Genomic DNA, 15,850 nt, shown 5'->3' with positions numbered 1-15,850 from the left:
CAGTTCATCAGGAAATGCACACCGCACAAGAGGTTAAGACATATAAATGCGGCCATGTGAATTTTTGAAATAGCCATCAGCGAAATCAGTTCCCCACCAATTCCATCGTTTTGATACAACCTGGATAAAAATGATGGTAAAGCCATAGTTAAATACATAGAATCCCCAGCACATTCATAAGTCAGCTACCATTATGCTCGAATTGCTTTACACCGCCCTTTTCTACCTTATTCAGCCTTTGATCTGGATACGGCTTTGGGTGCGCGGACGTAAGGCTCCGGCCTACCGTAAACGCTGGGGCGAACGCTACGGCTTTTATCGCCGCCCGCTAAAACCCGGCGGGATCATGCTTCATTCGGTTTCTGTGGGCGAAACACTGGCTGCAATCCCATTAGTTCGCGCTCTGCGTCACCGTTATCCCGACTTGCCGATCACGGTCACCACTATGACGCCAACCGGTTCCGAACGCGTACAATCTGCTTTTGGCACTGACGTTCAGCATATTTATCTGCCTTACGATTTACCGGATGCCCTGAACCGTTTTCTGAATAAAGTTGACCCCAAACTGGTGTTAATTATGGAAACCGAGCTGTGGCCAAATCTGATCGCGGCACTCCATAAGCGTCACATTCCTCTGGTTATTGCCAACGCACGTCTTTCTGCTCGTTCAGCAGCTGGCTATGCGAAATTAGGTAAATTTGTTGGCAGACTACTGCGTCGAATTACGTTAATTGCCGCACAAAACGAAGAAGATGGCGCACGTTTTATTACACTTGGTGCCAGAAGCAATCAGGTCACCGTTACTGGCAGCCTGAAGTTTGATATATCCGTCACGCCACAACTGGCCGCAAAAGCGGTGACATTACGTCGTCAATGGGCTCCTCACCGTCCGGTATGGATTGCAACCAGCACCCACGACGGCGAAGAAAGCATCATCATTGCCGCCCATCAGGCGTTATTAAATCAGTTCCCGAATCTTTTACTAATTCTGGTTCCCAGACATCCTGAACGGTTCCCGGATGCAATTAACCTCGTACGCCAGGCTGGGCTAAGTTATACCACTCGTTCTTCGGGTGAAGTTCCGTCCTCAGGCACTCAGGTTGTGATCGGCGATACCATGGGTGAGCTGATGTTGCTGTATGGCATTGCCGACCTTGCTTTTGTCGGCGGTTCACTGGTTGAACGTGGTGGGCACAATCCACTGGAAGCCGCGGCACATGCTATTCCAGTGCTGATGGGACCACATACGTTTAATTTTAAAGATATTTGCGCCCGCCTCGAACAGGCAAGCGGATTGATCACCGTCACCGACGCACCTACGCTGGTAAAAGAAGTATCTTCTTTACTGACCGATGCAGATTATCGTAATTTTTATGGCCGTCACGCAGTTGAAGTTCTGTATCAAAATCAGGGCGCGTTACAGCGTCTGCTGCAGCTGCTGGAACCTTATCTGCCACCCAAAACGCATTGAGGCAAGCCATGCAAAAACGGGCGATTTATCCAGGAACCTTTGATCCCATAACTAACGGCCATCTTGATATCGTGACGCGTGCGACCAGCATGTTCGATCACGTGATCCTGGCGATTGCTGCAAGTCCCAGTAAAAAACCGATGTTTACCCTTGAAGAGCGCGTCGAGCTGGCGCAACAGGCAACGGCGCATCTCGGCAATGTGGAAGTTCTGGGATTCAGCGACTTAATGGCAAATTTTGCCCGTGATAATCAGGCTAACATTCTGATCCGAGGCCTACGCGCGGTAGCAGATTTTGAGTATGAAATGCAGCTGGCGCACATGAACCGCCACCTAATGCCGCAACTGGAAAGCGTCTTTCTGATGCCGTCTAAAGAGTGGTCATTTATCTCATCGTCACTGGTGAAAGAAGTCGCCCGCCATCAGGGTGATGTGACGCACTTTCTGCCGGAAAACGTCCATCAGGCGTTAATGAGTAAGTTGAAGTAATGTGCCTGGCCGGATGCTGCATCCGGCCAGCAATGACACTATTTCTGACAGCGACGGCAATAGAACGTTGTACGCTGGGCGTGTTTTGTCGCAACAATCGGTGCGCCACATGCGCGGCAAGGTTCACCTTCTCTCCCATAGACCTGTAGCTCCTGGGCAAAATAGCCCGGCTTACCGTCACTTTGCAGAAAGTCCTTCAGCGTCGTCCCGCCCTGCTCGATAGAACGCAGCAAAACCGCCTTGATAACGCGTACCAGCAGTTCGCACTCATCCTGCGACAGCGATGACGCCAGACGGTCAGGATGGATACCAGCCGCAAACAGCGACTCGCTGGCATAAATGTTTCCCACCCCCACCACCAGCTTGTTATCCATCAGCCAGGGTTTAATCGCCGTTTTCTTCTTTGCACATTTCTGCTGTAGATAACCGGCGTTGAAATCGTCACTCAGCGGCTCAGGGCCAAGATGGGCGAGGACATTATGTCCATCCAGCTCTTTAGTCCACAGCCAGGCACCAAAGCGACGGGGATCGGTATAACGCAGAACTTTGCCATTGCTCATCACTAAGTCAACGTGGTCGTGCTTATCTGCCGGAAGCTCTTCAGGAAGGATACGCAAACTACCCGACATCCCCAGATGAATGATTACCCAGCCATCCGGCAGCTCCAGAAGCAGGTATTTTGCGCGCCGCTGTACGCTCAGGACAGGTTTATCGCTCAGGCGATAGATTTCCTCTGATACCGGCCAACGCAAACGACCGTTACGCACAGTCGCGTGCATAATCGTTGCCCCTACCAGATGCGGCTCAATCCCACGGCGACTGGTTTCGACTTCAGGTAATTCAGGCATAGTATCTCCGGCGGTGTATCAGGTCTCATTAATATGGGGACGGCCAGAAAACAAAAAACCCCGCCGAGGCGAGGTTTTTTGCTACATCGAAACTAAAATTATTTGATTTTAGCTTCTTTGTACAGTACGTGCTGGCGTACAACTGGATCGAATTTTTTCAGTTCCAGTTTTTCCGGCTTAGTACGTTTGTTCTTCGTGGTGGTATAGAAATGACCAGTACCAGCAGAAGAAACCAGCTTGATTTTCTCACGAATACCTTTAGCCATGATTTATTTCCTCTTAGTACTTAGTACTTTTCGCCACGGGCACGCAGTTCAGACAGAACTGTTTCGATGCCTTTCTTATCAATTACACGCATACCTTTAGCAGATACACGCAGGGTGACAAAACGCTTCTCGCTCTCAACCCAGAAACGGTGAGAGTGCAGGTTCGGCAGGAAACGGCGTTTAGTCGCGTTCAGTGCGTGGGAACGGTTGTTACCGGTCACCGGACGCTTGCCAGTAACTTGGCAGACTCGGGACATGTCTATTCTCCAAAAATCAAATTAGCTCGAGCTTCGTATGGGGTATCGGCGCCTCGTCAGGCTTTACAGCCCGGTCATCGCATAGTTCTAAGTGAACTCTCGATTGCCAGGCCCAAATGCCAAACCCGAGATTCTCAAAGGTGGCGTAGTATACGCTGACCCGGCGTTATGCTCAAGTCCCGAACAGACAAAGATCCCGATGGATCGCGTAAAGTGCGTTAAATCCAACCGCGTTCCGCAAAAGAAACGTACTCTCCGCGCCCAATGACCAGATGATCAAGCACCCGGATATCCATGAACTGACAGCATTTCACAACACGCTCGGTGATGAGTTTATCTGCTTTACTCGGCTCTGCACACCCCGAAGGGTGATTATGCGCAAGGATCACAGCGGAAGCATTCATTTTTATCGCTTCGCGGACAATTTCTCGCGGATGTACCTCGACGTGGCTTAGTGTCCCGGAAAAAAGTTTGCTGTGTTTAATCACTTGATATTGAGAATCCATAAAGATCACCAGAAAGATCTCGCGTTCCTCTTGCGAGAGCTGGCTTTGCAGAAATTCACGCGCCATTTCCGGGCTAAGTAGAGCACGCTCCTCTATCACTCGCACGTTATAGTAGCGTCTTGCCAGCTCCGCAATACCCTTCAACTGTGCATACTTCGCGATACCGATTCCCGGAACATAGCTAAAATCCATGTAATCAGCAGACAACAAGCCATACAACGACTCAAAATGCTGAAGCATCTCTTTCGCCAGCGTAAGCACATCTTTACCCTGAATGCCAGTACGTAAAAAAAGCGCCAGTAACTCAACATCGGTCAGCGAACTGGCCCCCTGCGCCAATAGCTTTTCCCGGGGCATCATACTTCCTGTATTTTCCATGTTTCTCCCTCCTCTCGCGTCCGCATAGTGGCATAACACCGACGGTGAATCGACGCGCTGTTTTCACTTCTTCGTAGCGCCTCGCAAAGTAGAAGGCGGTCAAAAGCACGACACATTGCGGATTGTGATAAAATATCCGCCTTCTGGTGAAACCCAACAGGAAAGATCATGATGAGCCTGGCCGGTAAAAAAATCGTACTTGGCGTCAGTGGCGGCATTGCTGCGTACAAAACCCCTGAACTGGTGCGTCGTTTGCGGGAACGCGGCGCTGACGTCCGCGTGGCGATGACCGAAGCGGCAAAAGCGTTTATTACTCCCCTGAGTTTACAGGCAGTTTCAGGTTACCCCGTTTCTGACAGCCTGCTTGACCCCGCTGCCGAAGCCGCGATGGGCCACATTGAGCTGGGGAAATGGGCCGATTTGGTTATCCTGGCCCCTGCGACGGCAGACCTGATTGCCCGCGTTGCCGCCGGTATGGCCAACGATCTGGTGTCTACGATTTGTCTGGCAACACCCGCGCCTGTTGCCGTGCTGCCGGCCATGAACCAGCAGATGTACCGTGCAGCCGCGACCCAGCACAATCTGGGTATTCTTGCCTCACGCGGTTTGCTCATTTGGGGCCCAGACAGCGGTAGCCAGGCATGTGGCGATGTCGGTCCTGGACGTATGCTGGATCCGTTAACGATTGTGGATATGGCGGCAGAACATTTTTCGCCTGTCAACGATCTGCAACATCTCAACATCATGATTACGGCGGGTCCGACGCGTGAACCGCTTGATCCCGTGCGTTATATTTCCAACCATAGCTCCGGGAAGATGGGATTTGCTATCGCGGCAGCTGCAGCAAAGCGCGGGGCAAACGTCACACTGGTATCGGGTCCGGTTTCGTTATCCACACCACCATTTGTTCAGCGGGTTGATGTGATGACCGCGTTGGAAATGGAAGCCGCTGTGCAGTCTGCAGTGCAACAACAGCATATTTTTATCGGCTGCGCTGCAGTCGCTGATTATCGCGCTGAAACTGTCGCCCACGAAAAAATAAAAAAACAAGCGACGCAGGGTGATGAATTAACTGTAAAAATGGTCAAAAACCCGGACATTATCGCCGGTGTTGCCGCACTGGATGCTAACCGTCCTTTTGTCGTTGGGTTTGCCGCCGAAACAAATAATGTGGAAGAATATGCCCGGCAAAAACGCATCCGCAAAAACCTTGATGTGATCTGTGCGAACGACGTTTCGCTGTCAACTCAAGGGTTTAACAGCGATAGCAACGCATTACACCTTTTTTGGCAGGATGGAGACAAAGTCTTACCGCTTGAGCGTAAAGAACTCCTGGGCCAATTATTACTCGACGAGATCGTGACCCGTTATGATGAAAAAAATCGACGTTAAGATTCTGGACCCGCGCGTAGGGCAACAATTTTCGCTCCCGACGTACGCCACTTCTGGTTCTGCCGGACTTGACCTGCGTGCTTGTCTTGATGACGCCGTAGAACTGGCACCGGGCGCAACAACGCTGGTGCCAACCGGGTTAGCTATCCACATTGCCGATCCTTCTCTGGCAGCGGTGATGCTCCCGCGCTCCGGATTGGGCCATAAGCACGGTATCGTGCTGGGCAATCTGGTTGGTTTGATTGATTCCGACTACCAGGGCCAACTGATGGTGTCCATCTGGAACCGTGGTCAGGACAGCTTCACTATTGAGCCGGGCGAACGTATCGCGCAGATGGTATTTGTACCAGTCGTGCAGGCTGAATTTAATCTGGTGGAAGAGTTTGAAGCCACCGATCGTGGCGAAGGTGGCTTCGGCCATTCCGGGCGCAAGTAACCCGCAGAAAAGTATCCCATAGCGTAATAACGCAATAACACACCGCAAACAAAAGTTTGCGGTCGCTGTGTGGATGCCTGCCTGGCAAGAGCTTATTTTCAGGGGTATTTTGTAACATGGTAGAAAAGCAAACTGCGAAAAGGAATCGTCGCGAAGAAATACTTCAGTCTCTGGCACTGATGCTTGAGTCCAGCGATGGTAGCCAACGCATCACCACAGCAAAGCTGGCAGCCTCAGTTGGCGTATCCGAAGCGGCATTGTATCGCCATTTTCCCAGCAAGACTCGCATGTTCGATAGCCTGATTGAGTTTATCGAAGATAGTCTGATTACCCGTATCAATCTGATTTTGAAAGATGAAAAGGACACCAGCGCGCGTCTGCGTCTGATCGTTCTGCTGATTTTAGGGTTTGGTGAGCGTAATCCGGGCCTGACGCGAATTCTGACCGGACACGCGTTGATGTTCGAGCAAGACCGTCTGCAAGGTCGCATTAACCAACTTTTTGAGCGCATTGAAGCGCAGTTGCGCCAGGTTCTGCGAGAAAAAAGAATGCGTGAAGGTGAAGGCTACACCATGGATGAAACGCTTCTGGCCAGCCAGTTACTGGCTTTCTGCGAAGGTATGCTATCCCGGTTTGTACGTAGCGAATTTAAATACCGCCCAACGGATGATTTTGACACCCGCTGGCCGTTGGTTGCCGCTCAATTGCAGTAGCGATTTCGTCTTGTCCGGCCTACGTAAACCGTAGGCCCGGTAAGTGCGTAGGCCGGATCAGCGCAGCGCTATCCGGCTGTCCTTATACACCGTATGCTTCGCGATAGGCTCGTACTGCCGCCAGGTGCTCCGCCATCTCCGGTTTCTCTTCCAGATACGCAATCAGGTCTTTCAGGGTGATAATAGAGATCACTTTGCAACCGTAATCACGTTCCACTTCCTGAATAGCGGAAATCTCGCCGCGACCGCGTTCCTGACGATCGAGAGAAATCAGTACCCCCGCCAGAGTGGCGCCATTCGCCTGGATAATTTCCATCGACTCACGAATCGCCGTACCTGCGGTGATAACATCATCCACCAGCATCACGCGCCCCTCAAGTGCGCTACCGACCAGATTGCCACCTTCACCGTGGGTCTTCGCCTCTTTACGGTTAAAGCAGTACGGCAAATCTTTATCGTGGTGTTCAGCCAGCGCAACGGCCGTTGTAGTCGCAATCGGAATACCTTTGTACGCTGGACCAAACAGCAAATCGAACTCAATACCGGAATCCACCAGCGCTTCGGCGTAAAAACGGCCTAACAGAGCCAGGTCGCGCCCGGTATTAAACAGTCCGGCGTTGAAGAAATAGGGGCTTTTACGCCCGGATTTCAGCGTAAACTCGCCAAACTTTAGTACCTGCTTGCTAAGCGCAAACTCAATAAACTGGCGCTGATACGGTTTCATGGATTCGCTCCTCATCTCACTTTATTACAGACAAAAAAAAGGCGACTCATCAGTCGCCTTTAAAATCAATTTTCTAACGCCGCCTTCTGCGTCGCTACAATGGATTCGATTCCCCCTCGGGCTAACGCCAGTAGGGTGAGAAGTTCTTCATGGCTGAATGGCTCACCTTCCGCCGTGCCCTGAACCTCTATAATGCGACCGTCTTCAGTCATCACTACGTTCATGTCGGTTTCTGCAGCAGAGTCTTCAACGTACTCGAGGTCACAGAGCGCTTCACCGTTAACAATGCCCACGGAAACCGCGGCGACCATCCCTTTCATCGGGTTAGTTTTCAGTTTACCGCTCGCGACCAGCTTGTTCAGCGCATCCGCCAACGCAACGCATGCGCCGGTAATTGATGCGGTGCGGGTACCGCCATCTGCCTGGATAACATCGCAGTCCAGCGTAATGGTGAACTCACCGAGCGTCTTCAGGTCAACGGCAGCGCGCAGCGCACGAGCGATCAGACGCTGGATTTCCATGGTACGACCGCCCTGCTTACCTTTCGCCGCTTCACGGGCGTTACGGGTGTGTGTGGCGCGTGGCAGCATGCCATATTCTGCGGTGATCCAACCCTGGCCCTGACCTTTCAGAAAACGCGGTACGCCTTCATCAATAGAAGCGGTACATAGCACTTTGGTATCACCAAATTCGACCAGCACGGAGCCTTCAGCGTGTTTTGTATAATTACGGGTCAGGGTGACGGGACGCACCTGATTGGCACTACGACCTGCTGGACGCATGATAAAATCTCCGGCTTGAAACGAATGTGGCTGCGCATTATACGGACTTCCGACTGTTATTCCTATCCTGACAAGACGTGGATGGCTATAATCCTCCCATCTCATCTTTAAAAACAGGAACGTCTATGATCCGCAGCATGACCGCTTACGCCCGGCGTGAAATCAAGGGTGAATGGGGTAGCGCTACCTGGGAAATGCGCTCGGTAAACCAGCGTTATCTGGAAACTTATTTTCGCCTGCCGGAGCAGTTCCGTAGTCTCGAACCCGTAGTTCGCGAACGTATTCGCACGCGTCTGACGCGCGGTAAAGTCGAATGTACGCTGCGTTTTGAGCCTGATGCCAGTGCACAAGGCGAGCTGATTCTGAATGAAAAACTCGCTAAACAGCTCGTTAGCGCTGCTAACTGGGTCAAAATGCAGAGTGATGAAGGTGAAATTAACCCAGTTGATATCCTGCGTTGGCCAGGCGTAATGGCAGCCCAGGAGCAAGATCTGGACGCCATTGCCGCCGAAATCCTCGCCGCGCTTGACGGTACGCTGGATGACTTTATCGTTGCGCGTGAAACCGAAGGTCAGGCACTGAAGGCGTTGATCGAGCAGCGTCTGGAAGGCGTCAGCGCTGAAGTCACAAAAGTGCGCGCACATATGCCGGAAATCCTGCAATGGCAGCGCGAGCGTCTGGTAGCCAAACTGGAAGATGCTCAGGTGCAGCTGGAAAATAACCGCCTTGAGCAAGAACTGGTGCTGATGGCACAGCGTATCGACGTGGCTGAAGAACTGGATCGCCTGGAAGCTCACGTCAAAGAAACCTACAACATTCTGAAGAAAAAAGAGGCGGTTGGCCGTCGTCTGGACTTCATGATGCAGGAATTCAACCGTGAGTCGAATACTCTGGCATCGAAGTCTATCAATGCCGAAGTGACTAACTCCGCAATTGAACTAAAGGTATTGATCGAGCAAATGCGCGAGCAAATTCAGAATATCGAGTAAGTCACCATCTCACGTAGCCCGTCAATAAACGGCGGCGCTACGTGCTTTTCCCGACGCTATCAGTTCTCATCTATGCGACAAGAATTATATTTTCTCATCATTTATTGTCACCACTCATATCACAAAGCGCATGCCATAATGTGTTTACAACAATTTCGCATTAGCTGTAGTTATTAGAATCACTTCACCTTAGAAAATCTCAATCGTGACAGTGCGCACAAATCGTTAACCTTAGCCCCCAGCAAATCAGGGGGAATACATGCTGTTACACGTTTTATACTTAATTGGTATTACTGCCGAAGCCATGACCGGTGCGCTTGCGGCTGGGCGTCGTCGTATGGATACATTTGGCGTCATTATCATTGCCACCGCGACAGCCATTGGCGGTGGTTCAGTACGTGATATTCTTCTCGGCCATTATCCGCTCGGCTGGGTAAAGCACCCTGAATACGTCATTATCGTAGCCACTGCCGCGGTACTGACCACTATTATTGCTCCCGTGATGCCCTATCTGCGCAAAATATTCCTCGTACTGGATGCGCTGGGCCTGGTGGTCTTTTCTATTATCGGGGCTCAGGTGGCACTGGATATGGGCCATGGACCGATTATCGCCGTGGTCGCTGCGGTCACTACCGGGGTTTTCGGCGGCGTATTACGCGATATGTTCTGCAAACGCATCCCGCTGGTGTTCCAGAAAGAACTGTATGCCGGCGTATCATTTGCCGCTGCTGTGCTATACATCGTGCTACAGCATTATGTCTCCAGTCATGATGTGGTGGTTATCTCTACCCTGCTCTTCGGCTTTACCGCCCGACTACTGGCACTGCGCCTGAAGTTAGGTCTGCCAGTATTTTACTATCGCCATGAAGGCCATTAAGGCATAAAGCCCGCGATCCGCTGAGCAGCTAACCAGTTGCTCAGCGCTGTGACCTCTCGATCCTCCAGCCACTGAATAACCTGCCGTGCCCGCTGCTCCCCCATGAAAGGAAGCTGCCGCCAGCTTTGTTCATCGCGTTCTTGCAATTGCTGCCACGAACCATCCCGGCTGGCATTCAGCGTTGCCTGTGTTAACGGTATTCCCATGGCAATCACCCAGCGCGTGAACGGAAGATCGCGTGACAGGTTGAATTGATGCCATAACTTCTCCCCTTTGCTTATACCAAATGTCGACTGTAGTTGTTCCTGAGTTAGCCCGAGCCAGGAAAAGATATGCTCAAAGCGATACACCTGGTGGAGCTCCCGCCATCCCGCCTCGCCGATGCCCTCCAGCCCCAGCACCTCATTGGCCCCCAGCCAGACCAGTCTGGCAACAAACTGTTCCTGGCACTCCGCTGTGGCATAAAAACAGGTTAATGAATTGAAGCGCCCCTCAGGTGGCACTGGCTTACTACGCTGGGTACTGCGCCAGACCACCTCATCTATACGGGGGATCCCTTGTCCGGCCAGGCTCACCAGAATCTGATCGCCAGGCGCGATATCCCATTCATTCCAGCGTCGAACGGAGCCAATATTGACGCGCTGTACGCGTTTATCATCCAGCATGACGGGAGTCAGCAATGCTACCACCGCAATTTTCCCGCTTTTACCAACGGAGAACTGAATACCGGTTACCTCAGATACCCTGGCCACGGGAGGATATTTCCACGCAGCCAGCCAGTCTCCCTGTCCGGGTAGCCAGTATCGCGCCTGCGGCTCTTTTCCTGTTCGCACGACCACGCCATCAGTGACAAAAGGTAATGCTGAAGTCCACCACTTTGCTCGCACTTGCTCTACGTCATCCGCACTCTTCACGGCCTTGGTAAAATGTTGCGTGAAACTGAACCCGGCAGCAGTGAGCTGCTCCAGTCTTTCAGACATGACCGCAGGACCATCGGGCCAGGCCCAGATAAAAATAGCCAGCGAGCCTAATAATTCCGGATTGCTCTGGCGCATCATCAATCCAGCAACCTTCGAGCGGGCGTTCATTCCCCCTCTCTGCTTCTGAATATGCCCCTCTTGCTGCAAAAAAATCTCACCCTGCAACGTACTGTTAGCGAGATTCCCCTTGGTCGAATGTGGTACGGAAGGGATCTGAAGAACCTTTTGCGTCCAGTCTTCGCCTTTCAGGCCATTACCACGGCTAATCGCCCGTACCAGATTGCCATTGCGATAGACTAACGTCACTGCCACGCCATCCACCTTCGGTTGCACCCAGAGATCGCTGCGCGCGTGCATCCATTGCTGTAGCGCTTGCTTATCGGCAAGTTTTCGAACTCCCGTGTGGGGAACGGGGTGTGATACTGTGCCACCCATTGGTGGCGCAGACAGATCTGGTGGAACTTCATCGCCAAAACAGCGCTGCCATTGAATTAGTTGCGCATTGAGCTGGTCATAAACGCCGTCATCTACGGCACTTTCACCCTGTTTCCAGTAACTGTCATTCCACTGTGTTATCTGCTGCTGTAGTCGTGAAATTTCCTCGTTTGCCCTGGCAGGCGACCAGACGGGGCATACCGCCCATGCGGGTAGATACCCCATTAGCAAAACCAGCCCTATGCCTTTCCATAATCCCATGTTACCTCCGCTGAGCACTGCATTTCCTGGCAGGTATAGCGCGAAATAATAGGGAAACAGAGCGGCAAAAAAGCATCCTGCGAGCACCGTTCCTGACATTTGCACGTATTGCTGCAAATCATCGATAAAACAGGAAACTGATACGCAAAACGCAATAAACATGCGCAAAAAGTGTGACAAGGGCTACGTCACATAGCGGCTACGTGTATAATAAGCCCGTATGTAGGCTCTCTTTCGACAATCACATACATTAAGATACTCATGGCTCAAGGCACGCTTTATATTGTTTCTGCCCCCAGTGGCGCGGGTAAATCCAGCCTGATTCAGGCTTTATTAAAGACCCAACCGTTGTATGACACCCAGGTTTCTGTTTCGCACACCACGCGCGCACCGCGCCCGGGGGAAGTGCACGGTGAACACTATTTCTTTGTGAACCATGATGAATTCAGAACCATGATTGGCAGAGACGCGTTCCTGGAACACGCGGAGGTTTTCGGTAATTACTACGGCACCTCACGTGAAACCATTGAGCAAGTATTAGCATCCGGCGTAGACGTCTTTTTAGATATCGACTGGCAAGGTGCGCAGCAAATTCGTGAAAAAATGCCGCATGCGCGCAGTATTTTTATTTTGCCGCCATCTAAGATTGAGTTGGATCGCCGTCTGCGTGGCCGCGGTCAGGATAGCGAAGACGTGATCGCAAAACGTATGGCGCAAGCTGTTGCAGAAATGAGCCATTACGCCGAATATGATTATCTTATTGTGAACGATGATTTCGATACCGCCCTGGGCGATTTGAAAACCATCATTCGCGCCGAACGTCTGCGCATGAGCCGCCAAAAGCAGCGTCATGACGCTTTAATCAGCAAACTGTTGGCAGACTGAACCCACATTCAGTATCATGCCCAGTCATTTCTTCACCTGTGGAGCATTTTAAGTATGGCACGCGTAACTGTTCAGGACGCTGTAGAGAAAATTGGTAACCGTTTTGACCTGGTACTGGTCGCCGCGCGTCGCGCTCGTCAGATGCAGGTAGGCGGAAAGGATCCGCTCGTACCGGAAGAAAACGATAAAACTACCGTTATCGCGCTGCGCGAAATCGAAGAAGGTCTGATCAACAACCAGATCCTCGACGTGCGTGAGCGCCAGGAACAGCAAGAGCAGGAAGCCGCTGAATTACAAGCCGTTACCGCTATTGCTGAAGGTCGTCGTTAATCACAAAGCGGGTCGCCCTTGTATCTGTTTGAAAGCCTGAATCAACTGATTCAAAACTACCTGCCGGAAGACCAGATTAAGCGTCTTCGGCAGGCGTATCTCGTTGCACGTGACGCTCACGAGGGCCAGACACGTTCAAGCGGTGAACCCTATATCACGCACCCGGTAGCGGTAGCCTGTATTCTGGCCGAGATGAAACTCGACTACGAAACGCTGATGGCTGCACTGCTGCATGACGTGATTGAAGATACCCCAGCCACCTATCAGGACATGGAACAGCTTTTTGGTAAAAGCGTTGCAGAGCTGGTAGAAGGGGTATCGAAGCTTGATAAGCTTAAGTTTCGCGATAAGAAAGAGGCGCAAGCCGAAAACTTTCGCAAGATGATTATGGCGATGGTGCAGGATATCCGCGTCATTCTCATCAAACTTGCCGACCGTACCCACAATATGCGCACGCTGGGCTCATTACGCCCGGACAAGCGTCGCCGCATCGCCCGTGAAACCCTCGAAATCTATAGTCCGCTGGCACACCGTTTAGGTATTCATCACATTAAAACCGAGCTGGAAGAGCTGGGTTTTGAAGCGCTGTACCCGAACCGCTATCGCGTGATTAAAGAAGTGGTTAAAGCCGCTCGCGGCAACCGCAAAGAGATGATCCAAAAAATCCTCTCGGAAATCGAAGGGCGTTTGCAGGAGGCAGGTATCCCGTGTCGCGTAAGCGGGCGTGAGAAGCACCTGTACTCTATTTACTGCAAAATGGTGCTCAAAGAGCAGCGTTTTCACTCCATCATGGATATCTACGCATTTCGCGTCATCGTTCATGATTCCGATACCTGCTATCGCGTACTCGGCCAGATGCACAGCCTGTACAAACCACGTCCTGGCCGCGTGAAAGACTATATTGCCATCCCAAAAGCGAACGGATATCAGTCTTTGCACACCTCAATGATCGGCCCTCATGGCGTCCCGGTTGAAGTACAGATTCGTACTGAAGACATGGACCAGATGGCAGAGATGGGTGTCGCAGCGCACTGGGCTTACAAAGAGCACGGCGGCGAAAGCAGCACCACTGCGCAAATCCGCGCTCAGCGCTGGATGCAGAGCCTGCTGGAACTGCAGCAGAGCGCCGGTAGCTCGTTTGAATTTATTGAAAGCGTTAAATCTGATCTCTTCCCGGATGAGATTTATGTTTTCACACCGGAAGGGCGCATTGTCGAACTGCCCGCCGGTGCAACGCCTGTCGACTTCGCCTACGCCGTGCATACAGATATCGGTCACGCCTGCGTCGGCGCGCGCGTCGACAGACAGCCTTACCCGCTTTCACAACCGCTCTTTAGCGGTCAGACAGTTGAGATTATTACCGCCCCGGGTGCGCGTCCGAATGCCGCGTGGCTCAACTTCGTCGTCAGTTCGAAAGCCCGCGCCAAGATTCGCCAACTGCTGAAAAACCTCAAGCGCGATGATTCCGTCAGTCTGGGCCGTCGACTGCTCAACCATGCCCTGGGCGGTAGCCGTAAACTGACTGAGATCCCGCCAGAGAGCATCCAGCGTGAGCTTGAGCGCATGAAGCTCGCCACTCTTGACGATCTGCTCGCAGAAATCGGTCTGGGTAACGCCATGAGCGTGGTGGTAGCGAAAAACCTCCAGCAGGGCGAAGCAACAGCGAACGTACCAGCACAATCTGGCCATGGTCATTTGCCGATCAAAGGCGCTGACGGCGTGCTAATCACCTTCGCGAAATGCTGCCGTCCAATTCCAGGCGATCCTATCATTGCCCACGTCAGTCCGGGTAAAGGTCTGGTGATTCACCATGAGTCCTGCCGTAATATTCGTGGCTACCAGAAAGAGCCAGAGAAGTTTATGGCAGTGGAATGGGATAAAGAAACAGAGCAGGAATTCATCACCGAGATTAAGGTGGATATGTTTAACCACCAGGGTGCTTTGGCGAATCTGACGGCGGCAATCAACACGACCACCTCCAATATTCAAAGCCTGAATACGGAAGAGAAAGATGGTCGCGTCTATAGCGCCTTTATTCGCTTGACCGCTCGCGATCGCGTGCACCTGGCGAATATCATGCGCAAAATTCGCGTCATGCCGGACGTAATAAAAGTCACCCGTAACCGAAACTAGTCTTATGAATGAACAGCGCTATGCACGTATCCGCGAGATGCTCGCACGTCGTCAGCCCGATCTGACCGTCTGCATGGAGCAGGTTCACAAACCTCATAACGTTTCTGCGATTATTCGTACTGCAGATGCGGTCGGCGTGCATGAAGTCCACGCCGTCTGGCCGGGTAGTCGTATGCGCACCATGGCCTCTTCTGCCGCAGGCAGCAACAGTTGGGTGCAGGTGAAAACTCACCTTACTATTGGCGATGCGGTCACACATTTAAAAAACCGCGGCATGCAGGTTCTGGCAACTCATCTGTCAGATAAAGCCGTGGATTTTCGCGATATTGATTACACGCGCCCCACCTGCATCCTGATGGGCCAGGAGAAAACCGGCATCACTCAGGAAGCGTTGGATCTGGCTGATCAGGACATCATCATTCCCATGACTGGCATGGTGCAGTCGCTGAACGTTTCGGTCGCCTCCGCGCTGATTCTGTACGAAGCACAACGCCAGCGGCAAAACGCTGGGATGTACCGACGAGAAAACAGCATGCTGCCACAAGACGAGCAGCAGCGCTTACTGTTTGAAGGCGGTTATCCGGTGCTGGCGAATGTCGCTAAGCGCAAAGGTCTTCCCTACCCTCACGTAAACACGCAGGGCGAAATTGAAGCCGATGCAACGTGGTGGGCCACTATGCAATCTGCGAGATAAACGCG

General features: G+C 52.1%; 18 protein-coding genes. 11 read left to right on the top strand and 7 right to left on the bottom strand.

Going from position 1 to position 15,850, the window contains the following annotated elements:
* Positions 1 to 193: 193 nt before the first annotated feature.
* Both waaA and coaD read left to right on the top strand, forming a co-directional pair.
* A complete protein-coding gene (gene waaA / locus SK33_RS00470; protein ID WP_003837609.1) occupies positions 194 to 1,471 on the top strand; it encodes a lipid IV(A) 3-deoxy-D-manno-octulosonic acid transferase in 1,278 nt (425 codons plus the stop codon).
* 8 nt (positions 1,472 to 1,479) lie between these two features.
* Entirely contained in the window at positions 1,480 to 1,959 is a 480-nt protein-coding gene (gene coaD / locus SK33_RS00465) for a pantetheine-phosphate adenylyltransferase (RefSeq protein WP_003024099.1), read from the top strand.
* A 38-nt stretch (positions 1,960 to 1,997) separates the two neighbouring features.
* Here the strand turns inward: coaD and mutM are convergent, their stop codons facing one another.
* From mutM to radC, 4 genes are all read right to left on the bottom strand, one after another.
* Positions 1,998 to 2,807 carry a bifunctional DNA-formamidopyrimidine glycosylase/DNA-(apurinic or apyrimidinic site) lyase gene (mutM, locus tag SK33_RS00460; protein WP_003024097.1) on the bottom strand — a complete coding sequence of 270 codons (810 nt, stop codon included), beginning with the start codon at positions 2,805 to 2,807 and terminating at the stop codon, positions 1,998 to 2,000.
* A 98-nt stretch (positions 2,808 to 2,905) separates the two neighbouring features.
* Positions 2,906 to 3,073 (bottom strand): 50S ribosomal protein L33, encoded by a 168-nt coding sequence (gene rpmG, locus SK33_RS00455; protein WP_003024094.1) that lies wholly within the window; start codon positions 3,071 to 3,073, stop codon positions 2,906 to 2,908.
* 20 nt (positions 3,074 to 3,093) lie between these two features.
* Positions 3,094 to 3,330: a 50S ribosomal protein L28 gene (gene rpmB, locus SK33_RS00450; protein ID WP_003024071.1), complete on the bottom strand. Its 237-nt coding sequence runs from the start codon at positions 3,328 to 3,330 to the stop codon at positions 3,094 to 3,096.
* 218 nt (positions 3,331 to 3,548) lie between these two features.
* Positions 3,549 to 4,214, bottom strand: coding sequence for a RadC family protein (radC, locus tag SK33_RS00445; protein ID WP_048218839.1), 666 nt, complete (start codon positions 4,212 to 4,214; stop codon positions 3,549 to 3,551).
* A 171-nt stretch (positions 4,215 to 4,385) separates the two neighbouring features.
* On the opposite strand from radC, the gene coaBC reads away from it, so the two are divergent.
* The 3 genes from coaBC (at position 4,386) to slmA (ending at position 6,755) form a co-directional block, all read left to right on the top strand.
* On the top strand, positions 4,386 to 5,606 hold the full coding sequence (gene coaBC, locus SK33_RS00440; RefSeq protein WP_113772692.1) for a bifunctional phosphopantothenoylcysteine decarboxylase/phosphopantothenate--cysteine ligase CoaBC: 1,221 nt from the start codon (positions 4,386 to 4,388) through the stop codon (positions 5,604 to 5,606).
* Positions 5,584 to 6,042, top strand: coding sequence for a dUTP diphosphatase (gene dut, locus SK33_RS00435; RefSeq protein WP_048218841.1), 459 nt, complete (start codon positions 5,584 to 5,586; stop codon positions 6,040 to 6,042). The genes coaBC and dut overlap by 23 nt, the downstream gene beginning before the upstream one ends.
* Before the next feature lie 116 nt (positions 6,043 to 6,158).
* Entirely contained in the window at positions 6,159 to 6,755 is a 597-nt protein-coding gene (slmA, locus tag SK33_RS00430) for a nucleoid occlusion factor SlmA (RefSeq protein ID WP_048218842.1), read from the top strand.
* 82 nt (positions 6,756 to 6,837) lie between these two features.
* On the opposite strand, the gene pyrE is transcribed toward slmA, so the two are convergent.
* Entirely contained in the window at positions 6,838 to 7,479 is a 642-nt protein-coding gene (gene pyrE, locus SK33_RS00425; protein WP_003024058.1) for an orotate phosphoribosyltransferase, read from the bottom strand.
* A gap of 65 nt (positions 7,480 to 7,544) precedes the next feature.
* Positions 7,545 to 8,261, bottom strand: coding sequence for a ribonuclease PH (gene rph / locus SK33_RS00420; protein WP_003024054.1), 717 nt, complete (start codon positions 8,259 to 8,261; stop codon positions 7,545 to 7,547).
* A gap of 125 nt (positions 8,262 to 8,386) precedes the next feature.
* Between rph and SK33_RS00415 the strand changes: the two genes are divergently transcribed.
* Complete coding sequence (locus SK33_RS00415) at positions 8,387 to 9,250, top strand: YicC/YloC family endoribonuclease (protein WP_003024052.1); 864 nt, start codon at positions 8,387 to 8,389, stop codon at positions 9,248 to 9,250.
* 259 nt (positions 9,251 to 9,509) lie between these two features.
* On the top strand, positions 9,510 to 10,127 hold the full coding sequence (locus SK33_RS00410) for a trimeric intracellular cation channel family protein (RefSeq protein ID WP_003024049.1): 618 nt from the start codon (positions 9,510 to 9,512) through the stop codon (positions 10,125 to 10,127).
* On the opposite strand, the gene ligB is transcribed toward SK33_RS00410, so the two are convergent.
* Positions 10,124 to 11,803 carry an NAD-dependent DNA ligase LigB gene (gene ligB / locus SK33_RS00405; RefSeq protein WP_048218933.1) on the bottom strand — a complete coding sequence of 560 codons (1,680 nt, stop codon included), beginning with the start codon at positions 11,801 to 11,803 and terminating at the stop codon, positions 10,124 to 10,126. The two genes, SK33_RS00410 and ligB, sit on opposite strands and share 4 nt — an antisense overlap.
* Positions 11,804 to 12,064: 261 nt before the next feature.
* On the opposite strand from ligB, the gene gmk reads away from it, so the two are divergent.
* Genes gmk through trmH form a run of 4 tightly spaced genes read left to right on the top strand, consistent with a single transcriptional unit; the run spans position 12,065 to position 15,845 of the window.
* Positions 12,065 to 12,688, top strand: coding sequence for a guanylate kinase (gene gmk / locus SK33_RS00400; RefSeq protein ID WP_003024042.1), 624 nt, complete (start codon positions 12,065 to 12,067; stop codon positions 12,686 to 12,688).
* A 54-nt stretch (positions 12,689 to 12,742) separates the two neighbouring features.
* A complete protein-coding gene (gene rpoZ, locus SK33_RS00395) occupies positions 12,743 to 13,018 on the top strand; it encodes a DNA-directed RNA polymerase subunit omega (protein WP_000135058.1) in 276 nt (91 codons plus the stop codon).
* Between the two features lie 18 nt (positions 13,019 to 13,036).
* Positions 13,037 to 15,151, top strand: a complete 2,115-nt coding sequence (gene spoT / locus SK33_RS00390) for a bifunctional GTP diphosphokinase/guanosine-3',5'-bis pyrophosphate 3'-pyrophosphohydrolase (protein WP_048218843.1) — start codon at positions 13,037 to 13,039, stop codon at positions 15,149 to 15,151.
* Positions 15,152 to 15,155: 4 nt separating this feature from the next.
* On the top strand, positions 15,156 to 15,845 hold the full coding sequence (trmH, locus tag SK33_RS00385; protein WP_032950540.1) for a tRNA (guanosine(18)-2'-O)-methyltransferase TrmH: 690 nt from the start codon (positions 15,156 to 15,158) through the stop codon (positions 15,843 to 15,845).
* Positions 15,846 to 15,850: the final 5 nt, after the last annotated feature.

The sequence above is a fragment of the Citrobacter sp. MGH103 genome, assembly GCF_001034475.2.
Taxonomy (GTDB): domain Bacteria; phylum Pseudomonadota; class Gammaproteobacteria; order Enterobacterales; family Enterobacteriaceae; genus Citrobacter; species Citrobacter freundii.
The sequence above is the reverse complement of the archived record's forward strand: the minus strand, read 5'-3'. Positions and strand labels throughout refer to the sequence as shown.